The following is a 23,076-nucleotide window of genomic DNA, read 5'->3' on the forward strand; positions in this document are numbered from 1 at the left end:
CTTTTTACTTGAATTTGGAGAAAATACAGAATTATCTTATAGTAGATATGAAATCCCAAAATTATTTAATGAATTATTTAAAGGATTAAAAGATATTAAATAGACTTTTTAAAAACAAGAACATATGTTCTTGAGTCTGAAAAAGTACACTTATATAAGTTTTTAGGTTAATAAATCCTTTAATAAATTAACTAAATTATATAACATATCAAAATTCCATATAAAAAAACACAAAAAGAATAAAACCAAGCTTAAGAACATATGTTCTAATTCTTAGTTTTATTCTTTTTTAATATAGTTAATAACTATATTAAATTATATAATTGAAAAACGTTACTTTATAAATTAATTAATTTTATTAAGCTTTAATTCTTCAAGTTCTTTTTTTATAACTTCTCTACTTTTTCCTATAGAGCTACTTACAGCTGCTGAAATTGTTCCTTCAATTAATGCAGCATCAACTAATTCAACATTTTTTTGTTTATCTTCAGCAAGCATTTCTAATGCCATTTCAGCATTCATAAGAGCTGACCCTAAATCAAATAAAACTAAAACTCCATCTTCACTCCAAATTTCATTTATTCCATCTAATATTATATCTATATCAGTTCCTATTCTACCGTCTTTTGTGCCTCCTGCTGCTACCATTTTTACTTCTGGAGCCATTTGTTTTGCAATTTCAATTGCTCCTTCGGCTACTTTCTTGCTGTGTGAAATAATAACTAATCCTACCATATAAATCTCCTACTCTTTTATTAAAATATTGAACCTACCAACCCATTAAATTATTTTTAGTTCTTTATAAAGCTTTATTACAAATAATTTATATAATCTTTTTATATATTGTCGCTAATACATTTAATTAAAAGGTAACTTGATTGAGCACCTGGGTCTTTGTGTCCTATGCTTCTTTCTCCTAAATAACTTGCTCTTCCCTTTTTTGCTATAATATCTTTTGTATACTCAACTCTTTCATAAGCTTTAGCTACTGCTTTATTAAAAATATCTTTTTTATCATCATTAGTTTCAGTTAAATCTTTTATTAAATTGCTTACAGGTTCTAAAACATCAATCATTGTTTTATCATCAATATTAGCTTTTCCTCGCATTTTAACTCCCTTAACTGCTTCTTCTAAAGAATTTGAAAAATCATTTATATTCATTTCCTCTTTATTTGATAAAGAAGCTCCTGCTTTCATAAATGCAGTTCCATATAATGGACCTGATGCTCCACCTACATTTGATACAAGATCTATTCCTACTTTTTTTAGTAAAGTTCCTATGTCATTATAAGAATTGTTTTCTAAATCTTCTTTTACTTTAGAAAATCCTTTAGCCATATTATGTCCGTGATCTCCATCACCTATAACAGCATCTAGCTCTGAAAGCTCTTCCTTGTTATCATTTATTACATCATTCATTGCTAATATTATTTTTTTAACGTCTTCTATATTTAAACTCATTATTTATTACCTCCCAAATTAAAACATTTTCATTTATTACATTGTCTTAAAAGCTATAGTATTAGACTCTGCATCTAATAATTCTTTTAATTCATCATCCAATTTTAAAATTGAAATTGAAATTCCAGCCATCTCAATAGATGTCATATAATTTCCTACTAATGTTTTGTAAATTTTAATTCCTTTTTTATCTAATATATCATTTAAGTGATTATTAGCAATATATAATTCCATATTAGGAGTTGCTCCTAAACCATTTACCATAACTGCTACTTCATCACCTGAATTTATAGTTATATCATTTAATATCTTTTCAGTTAAAATATCTACAATTTCATTTGCTGTCTTAATTTTATCTTTGTGTGTTCCAGGTTCTCCATGAATTCCTATTCCTATTTCCATTTCATCTTCTTTTAATTCAAAATTTGGTTTTCCAACTGCTGGAACTGTACATGGAGTTAGTGCCATTCCCATACTTCTGACATTTTTAATAACTTTTTCAGCAACATCTTTAACTTCAATTAATGATGCTCCTTTTTCTGCTTTTGCACCTGCTATTTTATGAACAAATACAGTACCTGCAATTCCTCTACGACCTGCAGTATAAAGACTATCTTCAACAGCAACATCATCATCAACAACTACTGATTCAACGTTAAAGCCTTCCATCTGAGCCATTTCTTGAGCCATTTCAAAATTCATTATATCTCCAGTATAATTTTTTATAATTAATAGTGTTCCATTTCCAGAATCAGTGTTTTTTATCCCCTCATAGACCTGATCTGGAGTTGGTGAAGTAAATACAGAACCTATTACAGCAGCATCTAGCATCCCCTTACCAACATATCCTGCATGAGCTGGTTCATGTCCGGAACCGCCACCACTTATTAGAGAAACTTTATTTTTTACTGGTGAATCAGCTCTTGTAATTACATCAAATCCATCTATTCTTTTTAGTTCTTTTGGGTAAGCTTTTATCATACCTTCTATCATTTCTTCAACAACATTTTCAGGATTATTTATTATTTTTTTCATAGTTATCATCCTTTCTAAATTAAAAATTATTTAAAGGTTTTCATTAAAGTTATGTTTTTATAAAAGTTATAAATGTTTTTAATTAAATAAGTGTAAATAAAATTATTTTTAAAATTAATTATATAAATATTATAACATACTTAACATTATAGAAATATATAACAAAAAAATTACCAGCATAAAGTTAATACTGGTAATTTTTATTATTTTAATTTATATCTTTCACAGGTTAAAATATCATTTAAATTTTTAAATCTTTCATTTTTATAAATATCATTATCTGAATTTATTATAAATTTAAAAGATTCATTTCCAGAACCTTGAATAATTTTAAAGTTATCATTAATTTCTTTTACTTTAAAAGATCCTTTATTTAAGATTAATACTTTTATTTCTGGCAATGTATAATTTGAATCTTTCCACTTTTCATGGATTTTATTATAAAATGATATATAGTCTTCACTAGAACATAAGTTCTGATGATATAATTCTTTAATATCATGAACAATTAATAAAAGTCCACTTGGTAAATCTTCATCATTTATATTATGTTTTATAGCTGCAAAAAGTATTAAATCTAAAATGCTTTCTATATTTATTTTGCTACTACATGAATTATTTATTATATTATTTGTTTTTTCTAAAATATCCTTAGCCTTAATTTTTTTTAAATTACAAACATCTTTTGTTTTAATTATATAATTTTTAAACCTTCCTGTATTATTATAAAGGTAAAACAAAGAAAAACTTAAAGCTTCCAATAAATATCTATTTTTATTTTTTATATCATTTTCATTTAATGTTATAGCTGTAATATAATTTTCTGACTCTAAATTATTTTTATCTATTATATCAATTATTGAATTTTCATATTTAGTACTATCTCCAATTTTATAGTCTTCATTAAATATATTATTTAATATGTTTATAAACACATTTATATTTAGATTTTCTTCTTTTAGATTTAAATTATTTATATTTTTATATTCACTAAATCTTTTGTTATCATTTTTCTTAAAAGCATTTTTATATTTGTTATATGCTAATGATGGAACATCTCCATATTTAGTTTCATTCCACTTATTTTCTGATAAGTCCGTTTCTAGTACTCCGATTTTACTCCTAAGAATTGATAATGTTTTTCTATAATGTTCATAAGACAAATTAAGTCCATCAGCTGTTTTTCTTGCAAGTCTCCTACTCTCTTCTGATGAAGTATTTATAGATTTAAGCCATTTACCTAAATTAGATGGATTATCATTATTTAAATCAAGATTTATTTGTTCTCTAAATAATTCTAAAACTTCTTTTTCTAAAGGCGTATCAAAAAGAGAATATAAATCATCAAATCTTCCGTAAATAGGAATTGATTTGATATAATTAACGTTAAGGTCCTCATTATAATTGTTTCCTATATATTTAATTGCTTCTTTAAAAAGGCTCCTCATTCCAAGACCATCTTTTATATCTCTTGAAAAGAATAATATTTTCATTGTAGATTCAAAGTTTTCTTTAAGAGCTTTATCTAAAATATCAAAATTTATTTTTTCTTCTTTATTTTCATATATATTTAAAATATGATTATATAAATTTTCTAACTCCTTAGAGCAAATACTTTCATTATTATAAAATTCATCATAAGAATCTGCATAAATTTCTCTATAAATATCTGAATCAATATTTATAATTTCATCCTTTAATTTATTTAATAGTTTTAAGGGCATTTAGTAACTCACTCCTTATAAAAACAAGACACATTTTTTATTATCCTTGTGCTGTAAGTGTCTTTACACAAGATATATTTAAATATTAATATATATCTTTACATTAATATTTATGTTAAATGAATTAAAATAATTCATTTTTAAATAATAAACTTAAAATTTTCTTATTTAACTTCCTTTATCCAATTTATTAATTTAGAATCTATATATTCAGATTTAGAGAAACCTTTTTTAAATATTCTAATTTGTTTATATTTAACTCCATCCATTTCAAAATCTAGAATATCAATTCTATCTCCTGAAATTCTTAAAAAATCTCTTTTTCCTTTTAATGATATTTTTATTTCCAAAGTAATATTCACTCCTAAATTTTATTGTTTTTTGTATTCCTCTATTGCTTTTGCAATACCATTTAGATACTCTTGTCTTTCATATTTTTCAAGGAGTATCATCTCTTTTTCTTCTTTGCTTTCTATTAGTTCTTGAAGTTTTGAATAGTTAGTTGAGTTTTTATCTATTTCATCTTGTAAATTATCTATTTCTAGCTCTAATTTTTCTATTACTCCATTTATTTCTTTAAACTCTTTTTGCTCATTAAAAGAAAATCTTGGGGCCTTATTTTCTTTTTTAGGTTTTTCTTTTTTTATTTTATTTGTTGAAGAATTAATAACCTCTTCTTTTGTTATATCTTTTTGATTTAGATAATCACTGTAATTTCCATGATATATTTTTATATTTCCAGTATTATCATAAGCAAAAATTTTATTACAAATTCGATCTAAAAAGTATCTATCATGGGAAACTACTACTACTACACCTAAGTATTCATCTAAAAAATTTTCTAATATTTTTAATGTTTCTATATCTAAGTCATTTGTAGGTTCATCAAAAATCAGAAAATTTGGAGCTTCCATTAAAACTCTAAGCAATTGTAGTCTTCTTTTTTCTCCACCTGATAACTTTTCTATCTTTGAATATTGCATAGTTCCGTCAAATAAAAATCTTTCACATAAAGTAGAAGCAGTTATTTTATTACCATCTGTAGTTGGAATATATTCTCCACCTTCTCTTACAAAATCAATAACTCTTAAATCATTATTTAATTCTTTTCCTTCTTGTGAAAAATATCCAAACTTTACTGTTTCGCCAACTTCTATTGAACCACTATCTAAATTCTCTTCTCCCATAAGCATCTTTAGAAAAGTTGTTTTTCCAGCACCATTTGGTCCAACTATTCCAATTCTATCTTCATTTGTAAATATATATGAAAAGTTTTCAATTAATTTTTTATTCTCGAAAGATTTATTTAAATTATTAATTTCTACTATTTTCTTTCCAAGTCTTGTTCCAATAAAATTTAGTTCTATGTCAGTATTAACTTCTATGTATTCTTTATTTTTTAATTCCTCAAATCTTTGAAGTCTTGCTTTTTGTTTTGTAGTTCTAGCCTTTGCACCTCTTCTAACCCATTTTAACTCATTCCTTATAAGTGCCTGCCTTTTAATTTCCTGAGTTTTTTCAGTTTCTATTCTTTCTATTTTTTTCTCTAAATACTTAGTGTAGTTTCCATCATAAGAATATAAATTTCCCCTATCTAATTCTATTATTTTATTTGATACTCTATCTAAAAAATATCTGTCATGTGTTATCATAAGTAATGAACCTTTTCTACTGTTTAAATATTCTTCAAGCCATTCTATTGAAGTTGAGTCTAAATGATTTGTAGGCTCATCTAATATTAAAAGTTCACAGGGAGTAATAAGTGCTGAAGCTAAGAAAACACGTTTTCTTTGACCTCCAGATAAATTACCCATCTTTTCTGAATAATTAGTTATTCCAAGTTTGTTAAGTACACTTTTAGCTTCACTTTCTAAATCCCATAAATTTTGAGTATCAATTCTTGATTGTAATTTTATTAATGTATCATTTAATGATACATCTCCCTTTTGAATTTTATCTAAAACTTCTTCATATTTCATTAGAAGTTTCATTTCTTCTGTTTCTCCTTTGAAGATTTGTTCTAAAATAGTTGAATCATCATTAAATTTTGTATCTTGAGATAGGTATTCAATTCTAACATTTTTACCTTGGATTCTTGTTCCATCAAAAAAATCTTCTTTTCCAGCAACTATTTTTAAAAATGTTGATTTTCCAGCACCATTTATACCTATTAACCCTATTTTATCTCCTTCATTTATTCCAAGGGATACATTTTTAAGTAATGTTTTTTCACTGTAACTTTTATTTATATTTTCTAATGTAATTAAATTCATCTTTTAATGCTCCTCTATAACAATTAACTACTCTTATTCTAACAAATTTATACCTATTATTAAAGTTTTAGTATATAATCATAATAATAATATGAATTGGAGTGATAATATGAAACTTAAAGAAAATGATAAAGTTCTTTTAGTAGCCTCTTCAAACCAATTACAAAAAAATAATAAAGAAATTTTAAATGAAATTATTTCAATATTAAAAGGATTTAAATTAAATGTAATCTTAGCAAAGGGTTTAATTAAAGAAGACTGCAAATTTTCTTCTGGTTTATTTAGAGGAAAGGAACTTATGAAAGGATTTGAAGATCCAAATATAAAATATATTTTTGATATTTCAGGTGGAGATTTATGTAATGAAATATTACCTTATTTAGATTTTGATTTAATAAAGAATTCAAATGCTATTTATTTTGGATATAGTGATTTATCTGTACTTTTAAATTCTATTTACTCAAACTCAAATAAGAAGTCCTATTATTATAATATAAAAACAATTTTATCCAATGAAGGACTTGAAAATTTTTACAATACATTTATAAATGAAAATATTAATGAATCTTTATTTTCTTCATGGAAATATAAATGGTTAATTAAGAAGGAGTTTTCTGGAATTGTAGTTGGTGGAAATATTAGATGTACATTAAAATTAGCTGGTACAAAATATATGCCTGAATTTAAATATAAAATATTATTTTTAGAAAGCAATGGTGGAGATATAACAAAGATAAGAAGTTTTATAGCTCAATATAAAATGCTTGGAATATTTAATGATATAAAAGGAATTATACTAGGACAGTTTACAGAAATAGATTTAAAAAACGAATGGGAAGAACTTGAAAATATTTTTATAAGTATATGCTCATCTAAAAATATTCCTCTAATTAAAACAAATGATATAGGTCATAGTATAAACTCTAAAGGAATTTGTATTGGTGGATTTTTAAAAATAAGCTAAAACTTGAAGTTTTAGCTTATTATACTTTTAACTATATCTATACCATTAGATTGCATCTTAAATAAAGATACAATATTCATAAAATCACCATTATGATTTCCAAAGGAATAAGTTTCTACACAATTTATAGGTACAACAATTCTTTTATTTATATTATTTTCATTAAAATAAGTTTTTAATGATATTGCAAATGTTTCTACACATATATCTGTACATACCCCTACAACAATAAAGTTCTTAATAGAATTATTTTCATTTAGCCATTTTTGAAAATCTAAAGAATGAAATCCATTAATAGAATTTTTCTTTATTATCTTATAATTTTTATCTTCTTTTAAAGAATCTTCTATTTCATCAATTAAATTCTCTTCGTTGCTACCTTTAACGCAATGAACAGGATAAGAATTAAATTCTGATGAATCTTTAGTATGGCTATCAATAAATACTATTTTCTTACATTCATTCATATTAGTTATTAAGTTACTTATAGGCAAAATAACATTTTCTACTCTATTAGATGCAAGCAATCCCTCATTATAAAATCCCTTTATCATATCTATAACAATTAGGGCGGTATCTTCCTTTAAATTGTTACTTATATCATTTATATTTATTTCCTTTGAATTATATATATCCTCTTTTAAAATTTCTACTAAATTTTTCATAAACCCCTCCATAATAAAAATACTAAATAGAAACATCTATTTTCTTAAAAGCAATTCTTTTTTCTAATTCTTTAGTTTCCTTATCAATAGTTATTTTGTATATGTTTTGACATCTTTCTTCTCTCCATTTTCTCATATATTTAGGAGTTGCAATAACTGAATAATAATAAGTATCCTCTATTTCATCTGAAAATTCTAAAAATGAAAGTATACTTCTTGTATCTAAAGTAATATTATCTTTATTTAAATTATTATATATCGGTACAAAATACTTCATTGGTATTTGATAATTATATAATCCTGAAATTTTTTTACCGCCTAAAATACCTCTATATAACAATCTGTTTTCTTTTATCTTATCTTCGTTAACTTTTATTTTAAATATTGGTTCACCTAAATTATTTTTATCAATACGTATTTTTATCATATTGCATTTTACCTCACGTCATTTTACTAAATATAGTATTTATTTTCTTAAGCCGTATCCTCCGTATACTGTTCTTGTATCTGCTATTGATATTACGGCTTTAATATCTAAATCTTCTATCAATTTTACTATTTCACCCTTCCTCTTTCTTTTAGCGTGTACTATTAAAACTGATTTTTCATTATCATATCCTTTCCCTGAAACTACAGTAACTCCAAGATTAGCACTTTTTAAAGCATTTAATATTTTATCTTCATTTTCTTTTGTAGTTATAATATTAAAAGTTACAAGTCCTATAGCTAACTTTTCTTCAATAATTGAACCTACATAATTTCCACATGCAAAACCTAATGCATAAACAAAAATCTTTATAGGATCCTGCTGAATATTTTGCAAAACATTTCCTACTACTACTAACCATATAATTACTTCAAAAAAACCTATAACAGATGCATATAATTTTTCTCCTCTAGTAAGTAATACAGTTCTTACAGTTGTTAAGGAAACCTCTATTATCTTTGCAAAGAAAATAATTAAATATAACATGATTAGCCTCCATTCCATATATTTCCAAGGAAATATTTTATTATTTCATCGTATGTTTAACTTATTTAGAAAATAAAAGCTAAATGATTTTTTACCATTTAGCTTTAAATTTTTAGTAATATATTATTTATTTGATTTAAAATAATCCAAAAGAATTTCTTTTTCTCCATCAATAAAATCATATTTATCAATAGTATTTTCGTTTATCCAACTAGCTTCACATACATTTTTCCCTAAATTCATATATTCTTTTATTTTGCCAGAATATATAAGAATAGTTTCTTCATTATTAGATAAATTAAACTCTTTTATTGGTTCTAAATCAAATACCAATGTATTTAAATCTTCTTTAATTGCATTTATAATACACTTTTCATTTGTCTCTCTTCCCTTTTTTAATCTTCCTACACATTTCCATCCTTCAGATTTTTTTTTCTTTCCTTTTTTTAAGATTAGAACATTATTAAAATCATCTTTAAGTATTATTGAACATCCTATAACCTTACCCACAGTAATATTTCCTCCTAGCCTTAACCTTTGTAAAATAATTTATATTCTTATTAGTAATACTTCTATAAAAGATACTAAAATCCTTTTTTTATTTTTATTTTATTAAAAGCTACAGTATTCCACATATTAAGATATTATTTATATTATACAGTTATTATGATAAAATTATTATTAATATATTTAGAAAGGATTTTTACATTATGAATAACTTTACAAATGACGATATTATAATTATTGTAAAAGAAATAATTAATTCATTAAAAGAAGAAGAATTAACTGGATATTTTACAGATGATGAATATCATTTTCCAAAATACATTTCTGATAAAATAGATTTATTATCTAAGGATGAATATATTAAATTTATTACTTCCTGTGAAAAAATAGCAAATAATTTATATGGTAAATATAATAACGAATTAAATTATTTAAATATGCTACATGAAGAAATATTAGAAGAGATTAAAATTTATTTTTAATTTCTGAATAGAGAATAAAATTTCACTCACTCTAAAGGGTTATATAAAATAACTTCTTAACAAAATATAGCCTAAATTTTAAATGGAATGTTAAAGCTAACATTCCACATTAAACTATTCTTCACTTTCAAAAAGTGCAAATAAAATTGTTGGAGATAATAAAATTAACGGAGAAATTCCACCCCAAAAAACTGGATTATTTAAATAACTAAAAGAAAATTTATTAAATACAAAAGGAGCTGCTATAAAGCCTATAAAAAGAATTAGTATAAAACTAAAGTATTTTAAAACTAAAAAATTCTTCTTCATTTTACCACTTCTTATTTAAATTTAATTTTATTACTATATATTATTCAAAAAAATATCTGTAAGTTACGTAAAAAAAGAAATAAGAGTCTATTAACTCCTATTTCCTATAATTTTTAATTATTCAATTATTAATTCAACTGGACAATGATCAGATCCAAAAACTTCTGAATGTATTTTGGCATCAATAAGTTTGTCTTTAAGTAAGTTCGATACTAAAAAATAATCTATTCTCCATCCAGCATTATTTTTTCTTGCATTAAATCTATAAGACCACCAAGAATATGCACCTTCTAATTCTGGATAAAAATATCTAAAAGTATCAATAAAACCACTATTTAATAATTCACTAAACTTTGCTCTCTCTTCATCACTAAAACCTGCATTTTTTCTATTTGTTTTAGGATTTTTAAGATCTATTTCATTATGTGCTACATTTAAATCACCACATACTATAACAGGCTTATTTTTTTCAAGTTCTTTTAAAAATGATCTAAATTCATCTTCCCAAATCATTCTATAATCTAGTCTAGCAAGTTTTTCTTTAGAGTTAGGGGTATAAACTGTTACAACATAATATTCATTAAATTCTGCTGTTATAACTCTTCCTTCCTTATCGTGTTCTTCTATACCTAATCCATATAATATATTTAATGGTTTCTCCTTAGTAAATAAAGCTGTACCTGAATAACCTTTTTTTTCTGCATAATTCCAATACTGATGGTATCCTTCTAAATTTAAGTCTAATTGACCTTCTTGAAGTTTAGTTTCTTGAAGACAAAAAATATCAGCATTAGCTTCATTAAAATATTCTAAAAAGCCTTTTTTTACACAAGCTCTAATTCCATTTACATTCCAAGATATTAACTTTTTCATTTTGAAAAAACCTCCTTTATATAGAGATTATTATAACATTAAATCATTATTAATAAATAACTATTTAATATATTATGTTAATTTTTAAAAGAATGTATTGGTGCTGGTATTCTTCCACCTCTTGCTATAAATTTATCAGAATTAAATTTATTTACTTTTATTACTGGTGCTCTTCCCAAAAGGCCTCCAAATTCTATTATATCTGAAACTTTTGATCCTGGTGCAGGAATAACTCTTACTGCTGTTGTTTTGTTGTTTATTACCCCTATTGCTGCTTCATCTGCAATTATTGCAGATATTGTTGATGCAGATGTTTCTCCAGGTATTGCAATCATATCTAGGCCAACAGAACATACACAAGTCATTGCTTCTAACTTTTCTATATTTAATGAATTATTTAAAACACCATCTATCATACCTGCATCTTCAGATACTGGTATGAAAGCTCCACTTAATCCACCAACATGTTTGCAAGCCATTATTCCACCTTTTTTAACGGCATCATTTAATAAAGCAAGAGCTGCTGTTGTTCCATGAGTTCCAACTCTTTCAAGTCCTATCTCTTCTAATATACGTGCAACAGAATCGCCTATTGCTGGAGTTGGTGCTAATGATAAATCAACTATTCCAAATGGAACACCTAATCTTTTTGAAGCTTCTGATCCAACTAATTGACCTATTCTTGTGATTTTGAATGCTGTTTTCTTTATTGTTTCACAAACAACATCGAAAGATTCTCCCCTAACCTTTTCAAGTGCTCGTTCAACAACTCCAGGGCCTGAAACTCCAACATTTATTATCTTTTCTCCTTCAGAAACTCCATGAAAAGCTCCTGCCATAAATGGGTTATCTTCAACAGCATTTGCAAATACAACTAACTTTGCACATCCAAATCCATTTGTATCTTTAGTAAGATTTGCTGTACTCTTTATAATTTCACCCATATCTCTAACAGCATCCATATTTATACCCGCTTTTGAAGATCCAACATTTACTGATGCACAAACTTTATTTGTATTTGCCAAAGCTTCTGGAATTGAATTTATAAGTATTTTATCTCCTTTTGTATATCCTTTTTGAACTAATGCAGAAAATCCACCTAAAAAATCTATTCCCAAATCTTCTGCTGCTTTATCTAAAGTTTTAGCTATACTTACATAACTATCAAGGTTAGTAGCACCTCCAATTATTGATATTGGTGTAACTGATACTCTTTTATTTACTATTGGAACTCCAAATTCTTTTTCAATATCATTTCCTACCTTTACTAAATCTTTTGCTGATTTAGTTATTTTATTATATATTTTCTCCAATAAAACCTTTTCATTTGAATCTATACAATCTAGTAAAGATATTCCCATTGTAATTGTTCTTATATCTAAATTTTCTTCATCAATCATTTTTATAGTTTCTAATATATTACTTGTATTCAAAATAATCTCTCCAATCTAAATAGTATGCATTGATTTAAATATTTCTTCTTTTTGAACTTTTATTATTACATTTAGACTATCTCCTATTTTTGAAAGACATTTACTAACTTCATTAAAATTGCAATTACATTTTTCTAAATCTACAATCATAAACATTGTAAAATTTCCATTCATTATTGTTTGACTTACATCTAGAATATTAATATTTAACCTAGCTAGTTCAGAGCTTATAGCTGAAACTATCCCTACTTTATCTTGACCTATAACAGTAATTATTGAATTCATATTATACCCTCCATATATAATTAAATTTAGTATTTAAAAATAACTATATATATATTATACAAAATTTTTATTATTTAACAAAAAGGGGATTATTGTATATTAACACCATTCATGGTAATATTAAGTGAAATATTACATTAAGAAAGGGCTTATTTATGTTAAAATCAAAATATTTTAAAGTTGTTATAATTAGTATTATAATATTTTTTGTTATAATAGGAATTTATTTTAGTAATAATAAAAAAGAAGAAATAAAAATTAAAAATACTAATTTATTAAAAAGTGAATTATCTTCTTTAGAGAAAGAAAGAAATGATCCTTATCTTCTTTTAGTAAATAAAAATAATTTATTAAAAGAAAATTATGTTGCAAAAGATATTTCTGAATCAAAGCTTCCTTTTTTACCTTATATAGTTACAACTAAATTAAATAAAACTGCTATTAAGAATGCAAAAAAAATGTTTGAAGATGCAAAGTCACAAGGTATATACTTACTTGGTGCATCTGGATATCGTACTCACAAAACTCAAGTTACCCTTTTTAATTCAAATGTTAAGAGAAAAGGTAAGAAAGCTACCTTAGAATATTCAGCTCCTCCTGGTGCAAGTGAGCATGAAACTGGACTAGCAATAGATATACTTAGCAAAGATAGTACAAATTTAGATGATAGGTTTGAAAAATCAAAGGCTTTTAAGTGGCTTAAAAATAATTGTTATAAATATGGATTTATTTTAAGGTATCCAAAGGATAAGGTTAATATAACAAAATATTGTTATGAACCATGGCACTATAGGTATGTAGGAAAAAAACATGCTGAAAAAATAATGAAAAATAATTTATGTTTAGAGGAATATTTAAATAATTTAGATAAAGATATTGAAAATTTAAAAGATAAATTAAATAGTCGAAAATAAAATAATATTACTTAAATATTATAATTAATTTAAAATTAAATAGTTTAAATAAAAAAAAAGAAATGTTAGATAAACCTAACATTTCTTTTTTATTTTATAATTTTCTAATCTTATCCCTTATATTATACATTATTGTTACTCCTAGAATGGACACAACAACAAATTCTCCAACTGCAACTTCTATTATTGTTAAAATTAAAGGTACATTAAGTAAGTAACTTAACATTGTTCCTATAATCAATCCATTAAATAAAGTTGGCCATAAAGAAGCCAAAAATAGTCTATATTTTTCTTTTAAATTAACTTTACTAGTTAAATATATTGCAATAACACTTATGAATGTAGCTAAAGTTCCAAATATAATATCCATTAGTCCATTTGGTCCTAGTATATTTGCAATAAAGCATCCAAGAGTAAGTCCAATTATATAAAAAGGATCAAAATAAGCAAGTAAAACAAGTACTTCTGACACTCTAAATTGAATTGGTCCATAAGCAATTGGAGCAAGTAGTAAAGTTAGCGCAGCATATAAAGCTGCTATAATTCCTGATAATACAATTCTTTTTATGGTTTTGTCCATGAAATCTTCCCCCTTAAAGTTAGATTTCAGCTCATCACCCAACAAAAATTTAAATATTTTTTTCTGCCTTAGTTTTATTTCTAGACAGGAGGCTCTCGAACTGTCTCTAATTTATTTGTTACAAAAATGATTATATACTGTAAGTTATTATAAATCAATATTTTTTAGTAAAATAATGGATAACTAATATAATGCAATTTTATTTTATTATTTATAAATATTTATTTTTAAATAATAAAAATAGTGATATAATAAATAATTAATAATACTTAAGGAGAATTTAAATTATGAAAGAAATATCAACAAATAAATTAAAAGATTTAATAAATGATCCATCTACATTAATAATTGATGTAAGAGAGAAAGATGAATTTATTCATGGGCATGTGCCTAAAGCAAAAAATATTCCCTTATCAGATATAGAAGATTATAGTGATAATATACCAACTGATAAACCTGTTTATTTTATATGTAAGAGTGGAAATAGAAGTGCTCATGCAGTATCACTTTTAAATGATTTAGATATAAAAAATGGAGTTAATGTCCGTGGTGGAATGTTATCATGGGACGGTGACATAGAAAAATAAAAAACTGTGTTAAAAACACAGTTTTTTATTTATATAAAATATCTGTTACTTTTGTAATAATCTATTCTATTTATTCTAAACATATAATATTCATAAATTTATTTTTTTCATTTAAAAATTTGAATAGTGGATATCCAATTATAGTTACTGATATAAACTCTCCTGCCATAAAGCCAAATAAGTATATAAAGAAAGGTAATCCAATTAATATATGCATTATAAAAACTACAGGAACACAAAAAATTGTAGGCCATAAAGTAGCAATAAATAAATTTTTACTTTTGCTTATAGCATAAACTGAAAAAAATGTTCCAAGAGTTCCAACAACTATATCAATCATTCCTAAAGGGCTTAAAAAATTTGCTATAAGACAACCTACAGTCAAACTTAGGATATATCGTTTATCATAAAAAGCTAATAAAACTAATACCTCTGATAATCTAACTTGAACTACTCCATAGCTTATAGGTGCAATAGCAAAAGTTATTACTACATAAAGAGTTGCTACTAAAGATAACTTTACAAATGTATTTAATGAATTGCTTTTAAGCATCTAATTCACTCCCAACTCCTAAGTCTGTATTGTTTATTAAAACTTCTATATTTTCATTTTTTTCTAAATACTTGTATTTATTAATAAACCATTGAACTAATTCCTCGTCCCTTTTAATATTAGTTGAATTTTCTACATATACGTTAACGCAACCTCGTTCAAAATAATTTTCTAATATAGAAATATCTCTATCTATCATTTCTTTAGTTTGTCCTTTTATTCCAACTAAAAGACATATAGAATTAAAATACTTATTTACCTCTTCATAAGATTCAAATCCTGCACCTTTATTTAATACCTTGTTTCTAAAATAATTATCAAAGGTTTCTACACCGCATCTAAATATAACATCTATATTAAAAAATTCTCTAATTTCATCTAGTCTATCCTTATAAAGATAGTGACATTCTACAAACAATTTTTTTATATTTTTAGTTATAATAATTTCTTTAATGTCTTTTAAAGTTTCCTGTGGTAATTCAAAAATACTACCTGAATTAATTACATCTAATACTCCTAATTCTCCTGTTACTTCTTTTAATACCTTTTTATTAAATTCTACTATTTCTTTTTCATTGTTGGAGTTATCATGAATGTAATCACAAAATTTACATCTTCCCCACTTACATGGAAAGCCTTTAAGCATTACCATTTCTCTCTTGTTTTTACCTAATATTTTACTGTACCTTTGCATGTCCATATTTTCTTCTCCTTTTTGTATGGCACAAAAACTAATACAAATAAAAAAGGACGACAAAAGTCATCCTCTAAATTACTATATTAGAAAATGCCTTAGTTTTGTTTAAAGACAGGAGGCTTACGAACTGTCTCTAATTTATTTACATGAACTATTATATCTTGTTAAGTCTTTATTTTCAATATTTTTTACTATATTCTAGCTAATATGGTTTTAAAAATAAATAGAATTTAATATTATTAAATTTAAATTACTTTTATTGATTAAAATAATCTATCAATTTATAATTACATAATAAATTAATTATAAAGGATTGATAAAATTTGGATATCACAACTATTTTCGACAAAATATTAAATTGGATTTCAACTAGTGGTTTGAAATTAGTTCTTGGACTAATAGGTCTTTGGATAGGTTTTAAAGTAATAAATAAAGTTTTAAAAACTTTAAATTCATTATTAAAAACACAAAATGTAGATTTAACATTAGTATCATTTTTCCATGCATTTGCTGATATATCTCTTAAAATTTTATTAGTAATAGCATTTATGGGATTTGTTGGAATTCCTACAGCTGGATTTGCAGCTTTACTTGCCTCTGCTGGATTAGCAGTTGGACTAGCTCTTCAAGGAAGTCTTTCAAATTTTGCAGGTGGCGTAATAATATTATTAATACGACCTTTTAAGGTTGGAGATTATATAGAGACTTCATCTTACCAAGGTAAGGTAGAAAAAATAAGTATTTTTTATTCTCATTTAGTTACAACAGATAATAAAGAAATAATGATTCCAAATGGTGCTTTAGCAAATGGAAGTTTAATAAATTATTCTTCAAAACCATTAAGAAGAGTTGATTTAACATTCAGTGTTGGATATGATGAAGATGTTATAAAAGTAAAGAATATTTTAACTGATATAATTAACAGACATACTTTGATTTTAAAGGAGCCTGAATCTTTTATAGCACTTAATGAACATGCAGCAAGTTCTATTAATTTCATTGTTAGAGTTTGGTGTAAAAATGAAGATTATTGGCAAGTTCATTTTGATCTTTTAGAAGAGGTTAAATTAAAATTTGATAATGAAGGTATTTCAATTCCTTATCCACAAATGGATTTACATATGCATCAAGTTAATCAATAAAATTAAATTACACTTATAAATAAAAATTAAAGAGAAGCATTTATTTTTGCTTCTCTTTTTAATAATATTTTGAAATTAATTTTTATTCTCATTGATAATTTTTAAAATAAAATATCCTACAAATAAAATTGTATATATAACTATTTTTAATAAATCTATTTTATGATTTAATAAAGCTAATAATATATGTATATAAACTAACAAATAAAATGGATAAGCAAATTTTTGAATCTTCTTCCACTTTTCAAAGTACATTTTACATCTAATCTTTTTTAATGAAGTTATAAATAAAGGAATCATTATAAAAAATGCTATAAGTCCAATAATTAAATATATTACATAAAGAACTCCTATTGGTTTTCCTGTGATAAATTTATTTATAAATCTAACTGCGTACATAATACAATGTGGCATTATAAGTATAGATCCTAAAATTGCAAGTTCTGCTCTAATACTTAATAATTTTTTTGTTACACTATATTTTTTATTTAATGCACCTGCAAACATAACAAGTACAAAGAATATAATTGCTACATTTCCTTTCATAAAGGCTTTTTCTAGTGCACCTATAAATCCATCTAGTTTATATCCTTCTGTTAACCTTAATATTTCATAAATTGTAACTAAAATTCCTATAATAGTAGCAAGTCCATAAAATATTTTTGAATTTTTCTTTATAAATCTTGGCATAATTAATGATAATGCCGTGACTATTATTAATGAATAAATTAAATACATAAAATGTCTCCCTTTCTTATTGAAAATTATTATCATTATCATATTGATAATAATATATTGAATTTATTAAGTCAATATTTATTTTTTGAACATTTTATTAATAACAAAATTTAATTTTTATAATTTATATGTTAAATAATTAATTTACCTATAATCATAGAAGTTTTAAAATTATGGTATAATTCTAAATATGAAATAAATAGCTTTATAAAAGGAGGCAATATAATTGAATGATGTTTTTGAAAAAAAATATAAAATAAATATCTTTGATGTTGATTTTAATCATAAATGTAAATTTTCAACCTTAGTAGATTATCTATGGGATGTTGTTATTTCTCAATCTGATTATTTAGGAGAAACTAAAGAAGGATTTGTTCATAATCAATGTATTTGGGTTCTTTTAAAGTATGATATAACTCTATATGAATATCCTAAATTTAGAGATATAATAACTGTTGATACTAAGGTATTAGGTACAAAAAAGTTTTATGGTTATAGACAAAATACTATAAAGAATTCTGAAGGAAAGGTTATTGGTGAAGTTGTTTCAACAGCTATATTAATAGATTTTCAAAAAAGACGTCCTATGAAAATATCACCTGATCAAAGTGAAATCTATGGACTTGAAGGAGAATTAGATAAAGTACCTGATTTAGATGATATTCCTAAAATTCAAAAAGAGGATTATGTTAAAGACTATCCTGTTAGATATAGTGATATAGATTCTAATGGACATGTAAATAATGTAAGGTATATGGAAATGGCAATGGATACTTTGCCAAGATCTATTTTAAATGAATACCAGTTATTTAATATTAAAGTACTATTTAAAAAAGAAACTACTGATGGAGATACATTACATATTTCATCTGAAGTAATTCATAATGATAATAAAGATATTACAACTATTCATAGTATTACAAGTTCTAATACTGGAAAACTTCTTACTAAATTACAATTTACATGGAAGAAAAAATAACATATATTTATAAAAAACTCTATATATAGACAATGGTAATTAGGTCTATATATAGAGTTTTTTTAGTATTTGTATGTAACAATATGTTTTACCTAATGATTTAGATTAAAAGGCTATTCTTTTAGAAATTTTGAATAAGCTTAATCTATTAAAATCTAATTCATATATTTTTTAATATCTTTAGTATGACTATTTTATTGTTACTTCTTTATTATTAATATCAAGAATTAAAACTTTACAAACTCCACCTAAATTATCTTCTACCATTTTAGCTAATTCATTTAAAGCACTTTCAAACTCTTTTACTCTTACTTCATCCATTAATTCTATGCATAAAAAAGCATTTTTTGTTTTTTCAGTAAGCATTGTTCTCACTGATTCACGCCAATTAAAGCATCTACAAATTGCACTTTCATTATCTTTATATACTATTTCACCTTCATATGGTGATGAATTTTCATTACTTCCAAGAGTTATAAAATTTTCATTTCCAATTGCTTTAGTAAGTTTAATATCTCCAACAAATTTATCTATATCTTCACCTCCACATGGCAAAGCATATTTTAATGAAATAGAATTATAAATATCAACTAAAGGATTAATATTTCCTAAATGATTTCCATTGCTAACTCTTTTTAATAATGCCTCTATTGATGATCTTGCTCCCTTCTTTTTCTTAAATTTTTGAAATGCATTTCTCCATACTTTTATAACTTCATTACTACTAAATTCATCATTACTTAAATATTTTAGTGATTCCTTTTCTGACTGATTAATCATATTTTTATATTTTTCTTCATCCTTTATAGAGTTATCTATATTTTCACAAATAACAACTCCTATTTTAGCTTCAGGAAATAACTCCCAAAAACTATCTTCAATAACAAACTTTTTCATTAAATCTACCTCCTTAAAATAAAAAAACCCAGGAAACATTATTAAATATCTGCCAGGCTTTTATTCTTCCGTGTACACAATTATATGTGTGTTTTCTCTCGGACCTGCTAGAAAAAACTACGGAACCCTAGAAAACTAAAACTATAATTAAATTTCTAAAATTTATATTTTAATTTTAGCATAACAAAAACTTGAAATCAATTACATAATTTTACATCACTATATTTAATTTAAGTTTATATAATAAAATCTTTAATTAATATAAAAAAAATACTATACTTATATAATGATAATAATTAATATGAAAAATAGTAAATTAAGGAGTTTATATATATATGAGAAAAAAAGATATACTTGAATTAAAAAAGCGTTTTAAAAAAGACTACTGCACCTTTAGTAAAATGTGTGGTTGTTATGTTAATGGTGAAAAAAAAATTATTTTAAAGTTTAAAGAAACATTTCTTAATTTAGATGAAGATGAATATTTTAAATACTTAGAACTTGCTAAAAAAGTTCTATCTGGAACTATATCAAATAATATTTTAGAACTTAAATTTCCACTTAATGAGGATCTTATAAATGAAAAACAAGTTTCACTTATGAAACTTAAAAGTAGTCAATTTAAAGATGATACTTTACTTGATGATTTTTATAAATCAATTATAGATAATTATGATTATACAGGTAATTTTTTAATACTTCTTTTTAATGATTCCTATGACATTTTAACTAAAACAAGTGATAACAATAAAATAGATGAATCAGAAGAGGTATATGAATATATTTTATGTGCAATATGTCCTGTTGAGCTTTCAAAACCAGGTCTTCGATATTTTGAGGAAGAAAATACAATAAAAGCACGTATTAGAGATTGGGTAGTTAAACCTCCAGTTAATGGTTTTGTATTTCCTGCTTTTATTGATCGTAGTTCAGATGTTAACTCTATTATGTATTATACAAAAAATGCAAAAGATCCTCATCCTGAATTAATGGAAGGGGCTTTAGGATGTTACTCAAAACAAACTGCTACTATCCAAAAAGAAACCTTTAAATCAATTGTTAAAGATTCTTTTGGTGCTGATGAAAAATTAGCTGATAAAGTTTTTATGGATATACAAGAAAATTTAAATAATTTTGTAGAAGAATATAATGATATGTATTCTGATACAGATTGTGATCCAATAACTTTAAAGGATAAAGACATACAAAATATTTTAATAGAAAGTGGAGTTTCTAAAGAGCTTACTACTAAAATTGAAAAATCTTATATAGAAAATTTTGGCGATGATATTCCTTTAGTAGAAAATTTAATTGACTCAAAAATACTTAAAGCAAATGAGCAAAGAAAAAAGGAAGAAAATTTAAAAAATCAAGTAAAGGCATTAAAAACTAGACTTGAAGAAGTTACAAAAGAAACTTCTTCAGATAAAGAAATAACTCTTACAAAAATAAATGAAAATAATATACCTTTAGAAGAGAATTTAAAAGATTCTATAGAAGAACATTTAGAAAATAATGAAGAACTTTCTACTGAAAGTTCAAATGAAATTTTAGAAGCTAATGATGAAAATACTAATGAAATTTCAGTATCTTCTGAAATTACTTCTGAGTATGATGTTGTACTTCAAGTTAAACCTGAAAAAGTACCTCAAATAAAATCTCAAGTAATTGATGGACAAAAATGTATAGTTATTCCTATTAATGATGATGAACAAGCTAAGGTTAACGGATTAGATGATTTAATTTAAACTATAATTTAACAAAAAAACAGCAAACCATAAAAAATAAGATTTGCTGTTTTTTTATTTTCTACTTACAAGTTAACTTTTCTATTATATTTTTATAATTAGGATATTTCTTTAATAAATCCTCCCTATTAAACAATTCAAAATCTTCAAATCTAAATCCTGGTGCTACCATACAACCTACTAATGAAAATCCTTCATTATTCATAGAAGATCCAAATATAAATCCTTTAGGGACTAAAACCTGAGGTGTTTCTCCATTATGTATATTAAGTCCTAATTGTTTTTCTATAAATTCTCCTTCAGGTGATATCATATATATAGTAAGAGCTTCACCTGCATGAAAGTACCACATTTCATCTGATTTTAATCTATGAAAATGAGATACTTCTCCTGTATGTAATAAAAAGTATATACTAGTCCATAATTTATTTTCTTCTCCATTAAATTTTAAAGTTTCTTCTGAAATAGAGGACTCTTTATAATATCCTCCCTCAGGATGCTTTTCCATATTTAAATTTTCTATAAAATATTTTGAATCCATATTGTAACTCCTTATAATGTATTATTTTTTGGAAATATATTTATTCCCTTCTATATAAAATCTCCAAAGGAAATCTTTTGCCTCCTCTGCATAATCTATCCCAATTCTTTTAGTTGTTATTATATTAAAATCTTTAAATTTATCATAGGTTAAGTATAAATCACCCTTTTCGTAAAGCTTACACCAATTTAAGTCTCTTTCTATAGAAAAGGCCTTACATAACTTTCCAGGACCATTTGTAAGTGCAACTTTTTGAGAGTTTTTTAATTCATCATATCCTTTATTAAACCTTTTTTTAGAAATATAGTCAAACTCATTAAGAGGTTCAATAGCTCTAATTAATACAGCCTCTGCTTCCTCCCTTATTCCTGAAACTACATTTAGACAGTTATACATTCCATATATTAGATAAATATAAGCTACTCCACCTTCTGAATAAAGTATTTCAGTTCTCTTAGTTCTTCTTCCATTATACGCATGACAAGCTTTATCTCCATTACCAATGTAAGCTTCAGTTTCAACAATTCTACCCTTTATTATTTTACCATCTATTTCTCTAACTAAAATTTTTCCAAGTAAATCCTTTGCTAAATCTAAAGCATTATTTTTAAAATAATCTTTATTTAATATCATAATGTATTCTCCTATTTATATAAAATTACATAATATTATTATATGTTATATTATTTTATTTAATATAAATTTTTTTAGAGT

General features: G+C 24.4%; 28 protein-coding genes and 1 riboswitch. Of the genes, 7 read left to right on the forward strand and 21 right to left on the reverse strand.

Annotated elements, in window-relative coordinates; translation table 11 throughout:
* Positions 1-345: 345 nt before the first annotated feature.
* The 6 genes from dhaM to J2Z53_RS00135 all read right to left on the reverse strand — a co-directional run bounded on the left by dhaM (position 346) and on the right by J2Z53_RS00135 (position 6,495).
* Positions 346-735 (reverse strand): dihydroxyacetone kinase phosphoryl donor subunit DhaM, encoded by a 390-nt coding sequence (gene dhaM, locus J2Z53_RS00110; RefSeq protein ID WP_209795185.1) that lies wholly within the window; start codon positions 733-735, stop codon positions 346-348.
* A gap of 101 nt (positions 736-836) precedes the next feature.
* Positions 837-1,463 (reverse strand): dihydroxyacetone kinase subunit DhaL, encoded by a 627-nt coding sequence (gene dhaL, locus J2Z53_RS00115; RefSeq protein WP_209795186.1) that lies wholly within the window; start codon positions 1,461-1,463, stop codon positions 837-839.
* Between the two features lie 36 nt (positions 1,464-1,499).
* Positions 1,500-2,498 carry a dihydroxyacetone kinase subunit DhaK gene (gene dhaK / locus J2Z53_RS00120; protein ID WP_209795187.1) on the reverse strand — a complete coding sequence of 333 codons (999 nt, stop codon included), beginning with the start codon at positions 2,496-2,498 and terminating at the stop codon, positions 1,500-1,502.
* Positions 2,499-2,701: 203 nt separating this feature from the next.
* Positions 2,702-4,222: a DUF2828 family protein gene (locus J2Z53_RS00125; RefSeq protein WP_209795188.1), complete on the reverse strand. Its 1,521-nt coding sequence runs from the start codon at positions 4,220-4,222 to the stop codon at positions 2,702-2,704.
* 164 nt (positions 4,223-4,386) lie between these two features.
* On the reverse strand, positions 4,387-4,572 hold the full coding sequence (locus J2Z53_RS00130; RefSeq protein ID WP_209795189.1) for a hypothetical protein: 186 nt from the start codon (positions 4,570-4,572) through the stop codon (positions 4,387-4,389).
* A gap of 21 nt (positions 4,573-4,593) precedes the next feature.
* On the reverse strand, positions 4,594-6,495 hold the full coding sequence (locus J2Z53_RS00135) for an ABC-F family ATP-binding cassette domain-containing protein (protein ID WP_209795190.1): 1,902 nt from the start codon (positions 6,493-6,495) through the stop codon (positions 4,594-4,596).
* Between the two features lie 109 nt (positions 6,496-6,604).
* On the opposite strand from J2Z53_RS00135, the gene J2Z53_RS00140 reads away from it, so the two are divergent.
* A complete protein-coding gene (locus tag J2Z53_RS00140) occupies positions 6,605-7,459 on the forward strand; it encodes a S66 peptidase family protein (RefSeq protein WP_209795191.1) in 855 nt (284 codons plus the stop codon).
* Between the two features lie 11 nt (positions 7,460-7,470).
* Here J2Z53_RS00140 and J2Z53_RS00145 read toward each other — a convergent pair whose 3' ends face one another.
* The 4 genes from J2Z53_RS00145 to J2Z53_RS00160 all read right to left on the reverse strand — a co-directional run bounded on the left by J2Z53_RS00145 (position 7,471) and on the right by J2Z53_RS00160 (position 9,607).
* Positions 7,471-8,124 carry a cysteine hydrolase family protein gene (locus J2Z53_RS00145; RefSeq protein WP_209795192.1) on the reverse strand — a complete coding sequence of 218 codons (654 nt, stop codon included), beginning with the start codon at positions 8,122-8,124 and terminating at the stop codon, positions 7,471-7,473.
* 22 nt (positions 8,125-8,146) lie between these two features.
* Positions 8,147-8,551, reverse strand: a complete 405-nt coding sequence (locus tag J2Z53_RS00150; protein ID WP_209795193.1) for a hypothetical protein — start codon at positions 8,549-8,551, stop codon at positions 8,147-8,149.
* A gap of 39 nt (positions 8,552-8,590) precedes the next feature.
* Positions 8,591-9,097, reverse strand: coding sequence for a DUF2179 domain-containing protein (locus J2Z53_RS00155; RefSeq protein WP_209795194.1), 507 nt, complete (start codon positions 9,095-9,097; stop codon positions 8,591-8,593).
* A gap of 123 nt (positions 9,098-9,220) precedes the next feature.
* Positions 9,221-9,607: a hypothetical protein gene (locus J2Z53_RS00160; protein ID WP_209795195.1), complete on the reverse strand. Its 387-nt coding sequence runs from the start codon at positions 9,605-9,607 to the stop codon at positions 9,221-9,223.
* Positions 9,608-9,807: 200 nt separating this feature from the next.
* Here J2Z53_RS00160 and J2Z53_RS00165 point away from each other — a divergent pair, with 200 nt between their 5' ends.
* Positions 9,808-10,086, forward strand: coding sequence for a hypothetical protein (locus J2Z53_RS00165; RefSeq protein ID WP_209795196.1), 279 nt, complete (start codon positions 9,808-9,810; stop codon positions 10,084-10,086).
* 114 nt (positions 10,087-10,200) lie between these two features.
* On the opposite strand, the gene J2Z53_RS00170 is transcribed toward J2Z53_RS00165, so the two are convergent.
* From J2Z53_RS00170 to J2Z53_RS00185, 4 genes are all read right to left on the reverse strand, one after another.
* The gene (locus J2Z53_RS00170; protein WP_209795197.1) at positions 10,201-10,395 is read right to left on the reverse strand and encodes a hypothetical protein; all 195 of its coding nucleotides are present in this window, start codon (positions 10,393-10,395) and stop codon (positions 10,201-10,203) included.
* Between the two features lie 117 nt (positions 10,396-10,512).
* Complete coding sequence (locus J2Z53_RS00175) at positions 10,513-11,268, reverse strand: exodeoxyribonuclease III (protein ID WP_209795198.1); 756 nt, start codon at positions 11,266-11,268, stop codon at positions 10,513-10,515.
* Between the two features lie 77 nt (positions 11,269-11,345).
* Positions 11,346-12,704: a PFL family protein gene (locus tag J2Z53_RS00180; RefSeq protein WP_407927649.1), complete on the reverse strand. Its 1,359-nt coding sequence runs from the start codon at positions 12,702-12,704 to the stop codon at positions 11,346-11,348.
* 12 nt (positions 12,705-12,716) lie between these two features.
* Positions 12,717-12,986: an ACT domain-containing protein gene (locus J2Z53_RS00185; RefSeq protein WP_209795200.1), complete on the reverse strand. Its 270-nt coding sequence runs from the start codon at positions 12,984-12,986 to the stop codon at positions 12,717-12,719.
* Between the two features lie 155 nt (positions 12,987-13,141).
* Here J2Z53_RS00185 and J2Z53_RS00190 point away from each other — a divergent pair, with 155 nt between their 5' ends.
* Complete coding sequence (locus tag J2Z53_RS00190; protein ID WP_209795201.1) at positions 13,142-13,900, forward strand: M15 family metallopeptidase; 759 nt, start codon at positions 13,142-13,144, stop codon at positions 13,898-13,900.
* Between the two features lie 94 nt (positions 13,901-13,994).
* Here the strand turns inward: J2Z53_RS00190 and J2Z53_RS00195 are convergent, their stop codons facing one another.
* Positions 13,995-14,480 carry a QueT transporter family protein gene (locus tag J2Z53_RS00195; protein ID WP_209795202.1) on the reverse strand — a complete coding sequence of 162 codons (486 nt, stop codon included), beginning with the start codon at positions 14,478-14,480 and terminating at the stop codon, positions 13,995-13,997.
* A 287-nt stretch (positions 14,481-14,767) separates the two neighbouring features.
* Here J2Z53_RS00195 and J2Z53_RS00200 point away from each other — a divergent pair, with 287 nt between their 5' ends.
* On the forward strand, positions 14,768-15,067 hold the full coding sequence (locus J2Z53_RS00200; RefSeq protein WP_209795203.1) for a rhodanese-like domain-containing protein: 300 nt from the start codon (positions 14,768-14,770) through the stop codon (positions 15,065-15,067).
* 70 nt (positions 15,068-15,137) lie between these two features.
* On the opposite strand, the gene J2Z53_RS00205 is transcribed toward J2Z53_RS00200, so the two are convergent.
* Positions 15,138-15,620 carry a QueT transporter family protein gene (locus J2Z53_RS00205; RefSeq protein WP_209795204.1) on the reverse strand — a complete coding sequence of 161 codons (483 nt, stop codon included), beginning with the start codon at positions 15,618-15,620 and terminating at the stop codon, positions 15,138-15,140.
* Complete coding sequence (locus J2Z53_RS00210) at positions 15,613-16,314, reverse strand: radical SAM protein (RefSeq protein WP_209795811.1); 702 nt, start codon at positions 16,312-16,314, stop codon at positions 15,613-15,615. The genes J2Z53_RS00205 and J2Z53_RS00210 overlap by 8 nt, the downstream gene beginning before the upstream one ends.
* 326 nt (positions 16,315-16,640) lie before the next feature.
* Here J2Z53_RS00210 and J2Z53_RS00215 point away from each other — a divergent pair, with 326 nt between their 5' ends.
* Complete coding sequence (locus J2Z53_RS00215; protein WP_209795205.1) at positions 16,641-17,459, forward strand: mechanosensitive ion channel family protein; 819 nt, start codon at positions 16,641-16,643, stop codon at positions 17,457-17,459.
* A 75-nt stretch (positions 17,460-17,534) separates the two neighbouring features.
* On the opposite strand, the gene J2Z53_RS00220 is transcribed toward J2Z53_RS00215, so the two are convergent.
* A complete protein-coding gene (locus tag J2Z53_RS00220; protein ID WP_209795206.1) occupies positions 17,535-18,197 on the reverse strand; it encodes a ferric reductase-like transmembrane domain-containing protein in 663 nt (220 codons plus the stop codon).
* A 226-nt stretch (positions 18,198-18,423) separates the two neighbouring features.
* Here J2Z53_RS00220 and J2Z53_RS00225 point away from each other — a divergent pair, with 226 nt between their 5' ends.
* Entirely contained in the window at positions 18,424-19,176 is a 753-nt protein-coding gene (locus J2Z53_RS00225; RefSeq protein ID WP_209795207.1) for an acyl-[acyl-carrier-protein] thioesterase, read from the forward strand.
* Positions 19,177-19,365: 189 nt separating this feature from the next.
* Here J2Z53_RS00225 and J2Z53_RS00230 read toward each other — a convergent pair whose 3' ends face one another.
* Positions 19,366-20,073, reverse strand: coding sequence for a B3/B4 domain-containing protein (locus J2Z53_RS00230; RefSeq protein WP_209795208.1), 708 nt, complete (start codon positions 20,071-20,073; stop codon positions 19,366-19,368).
* Positions 20,074-20,120: 47 nt separating this feature from the next.
* Positions 20,121-20,215, reverse strand: a riboswitch (guanidine-I (ykkC/yxkD leader).
* A gap of 193 nt (positions 20,216-20,408) precedes the next feature.
* Here J2Z53_RS00230 and J2Z53_RS00235 point away from each other — a divergent pair.
* Positions 20,409-21,821 carry a DUF4317 domain-containing protein gene (locus tag J2Z53_RS00235; protein WP_209795209.1) on the forward strand — a complete coding sequence of 471 codons (1,413 nt, stop codon included), beginning with the start codon at positions 20,409-20,411 and terminating at the stop codon, positions 21,819-21,821.
* Positions 21,822-21,882: 61 nt separating this feature from the next.
* Here the strand turns inward: J2Z53_RS00235 and J2Z53_RS00240 are convergent, their stop codons facing one another.
* The gene (locus J2Z53_RS00240; RefSeq protein ID WP_209795210.1) at positions 21,883-22,362 is read right to left on the reverse strand and encodes a cupin domain-containing protein; all 480 of its coding nucleotides are present in this window, start codon (positions 22,360-22,362) and stop codon (positions 21,883-21,885) included.
* Between the two features lie 21 nt (positions 22,363-22,383).
* Positions 22,384-22,995, reverse strand: a complete 612-nt coding sequence (locus J2Z53_RS00245) for a DNA-3-methyladenine glycosylase (protein WP_209795211.1) — start codon at positions 22,993-22,995, stop codon at positions 22,384-22,386.
* Between the last annotated feature and the right edge of the window lie 81 nt (positions 22,996-23,076).

Source organism: Clostridium moniliforme (assembly GCF_017873235.1).
GTDB classification, from domain to species: Bacteria; Bacillota; Clostridia; order Clostridiales; family Clostridiaceae; genus Clostridium; species Clostridium moniliforme.

Coding starts and splice junctions, on each gene's coding strand:
- dhaM (WP_209795185.1), bottom strand. CDS start 735: ATGGTAGGATTAGTTATTATTTCACACAGCAAGAAAGTAGCCGAAGGA.
- dhaL (WP_209795186.1), bottom strand. CDS start 1,463: ATGAGTTTAAATATAGAAGACGTTAAAAAAATAATATTAGCAATGAAT.
- dhaK (WP_209795187.1), bottom strand. CDS start 2,498: ATGAAAAAAATAATAAATAATCCTGAAAATGTTGTTGAAGAAATGATA.
- J2Z53_RS00125 (WP_209795188.1), bottom strand. CDS start 4,222: ATGCCCTTAAAACTATTAAATAAATTAAAGGATGAAATTATAAATATT.
- J2Z53_RS00135 (WP_209795190.1), bottom strand. CDS start 6,495: ATGAATTTAATTACATTAGAAAATATAAATAAAAGTTACAGTGAAAAA.
- J2Z53_RS00140 (WP_209795191.1), top strand. CDS start 6,605: ATGAAACTTAAAGAAAATGATAAAGTTCTTTTAGTAGCCTCTTCAAAC.
- J2Z53_RS00145 (WP_209795192.1), bottom strand. CDS start 8,124: ATGAAAAATTTAGTAGAAATTTTAAAAGAGGATATATATAATTCAAAG.
- J2Z53_RS00150 (WP_209795193.1), bottom strand. CDS start 8,551: ATGATAAAAATACGTATTGATAAAAATAATTTAGGTGAACCAATATTT.
- J2Z53_RS00155 (WP_209795194.1), bottom strand. CDS start 9,097: ATGTTATATTTAATTATTTTCTTTGCAAAGATAATAGAGGTTTCCTTA.
- J2Z53_RS00165 (WP_209795196.1), top strand. CDS start 9,808: ATGAATAACTTTACAAATGACGATATTATAATTATTGTAAAAGAAATA.
- J2Z53_RS00170 (WP_209795197.1), bottom strand. CDS start 10,395: ATGAAGAAGAATTTTTTAGTTTTAAAATACTTTAGTTTTATACTAATT.
- J2Z53_RS00175 (WP_209795198.1), bottom strand. CDS start 11,268: ATGAAAAAGTTAATATCTTGGAATGTAAATGGAATTAGAGCTTGTGTA.
- J2Z53_RS00185 (WP_209795200.1), bottom strand. CDS start 12,986: ATGAATTCAATAATTACTGTTATAGGTCAAGATAAAGTAGGGATAGTT.
- J2Z53_RS00190 (WP_209795201.1), top strand. CDS start 13,142: ATGTTAAAATCAAAATATTTTAAAGTTGTTATAATTAGTATTATAATA.
- J2Z53_RS00195 (WP_209795202.1), bottom strand. CDS start 14,480: ATGGACAAAACCATAAAAAGAATTGTATTATCAGGAATTATAGCAGCT.
- J2Z53_RS00200 (WP_209795203.1), top strand. CDS start 14,768: ATGAAAGAAATATCAACAAATAAATTAAAAGATTTAATAAATGATCCA.
- J2Z53_RS00205 (WP_209795204.1), bottom strand. CDS start 15,620: ATGCTTAAAAGCAATTCATTAAATACATTTGTAAAGTTATCTTTAGTA.
- J2Z53_RS00210 (WP_209795811.1), bottom strand. CDS start 16,314: ATGCAAAGGTACAGTAAAATATTAGGTAAAAACAAGAGAGAAATGGTA.
- J2Z53_RS00220 (WP_209795206.1), bottom strand. CDS start 18,197: ATGTATTTAATTTATTCATTAATAATAGTCACGGCATTATCATTAATT.
- J2Z53_RS00230 (WP_209795208.1), bottom strand. CDS start 20,073: ATGAAAAAGTTTGTTATTGAAGATAGTTTTTGGGAGTTATTTCCTGAA.
- J2Z53_RS00235 (WP_209795209.1), top strand. CDS start 20,409: ATGAGAAAAAAAGATATACTTGAATTAAAAAAGCGTTTTAAAAAAGAC.
- J2Z53_RS00240 (WP_209795210.1), bottom strand. CDS start 22,362: ATGGATTCAAAATATTTTATAGAAAATTTAAATATGGAAAAGCATCCT.
- J2Z53_RS00245 (WP_209795211.1), bottom strand. CDS start 22,995: ATGATATTAAATAAAGATTATTTTAAAAATAATGCTTTAGATTTAGCA.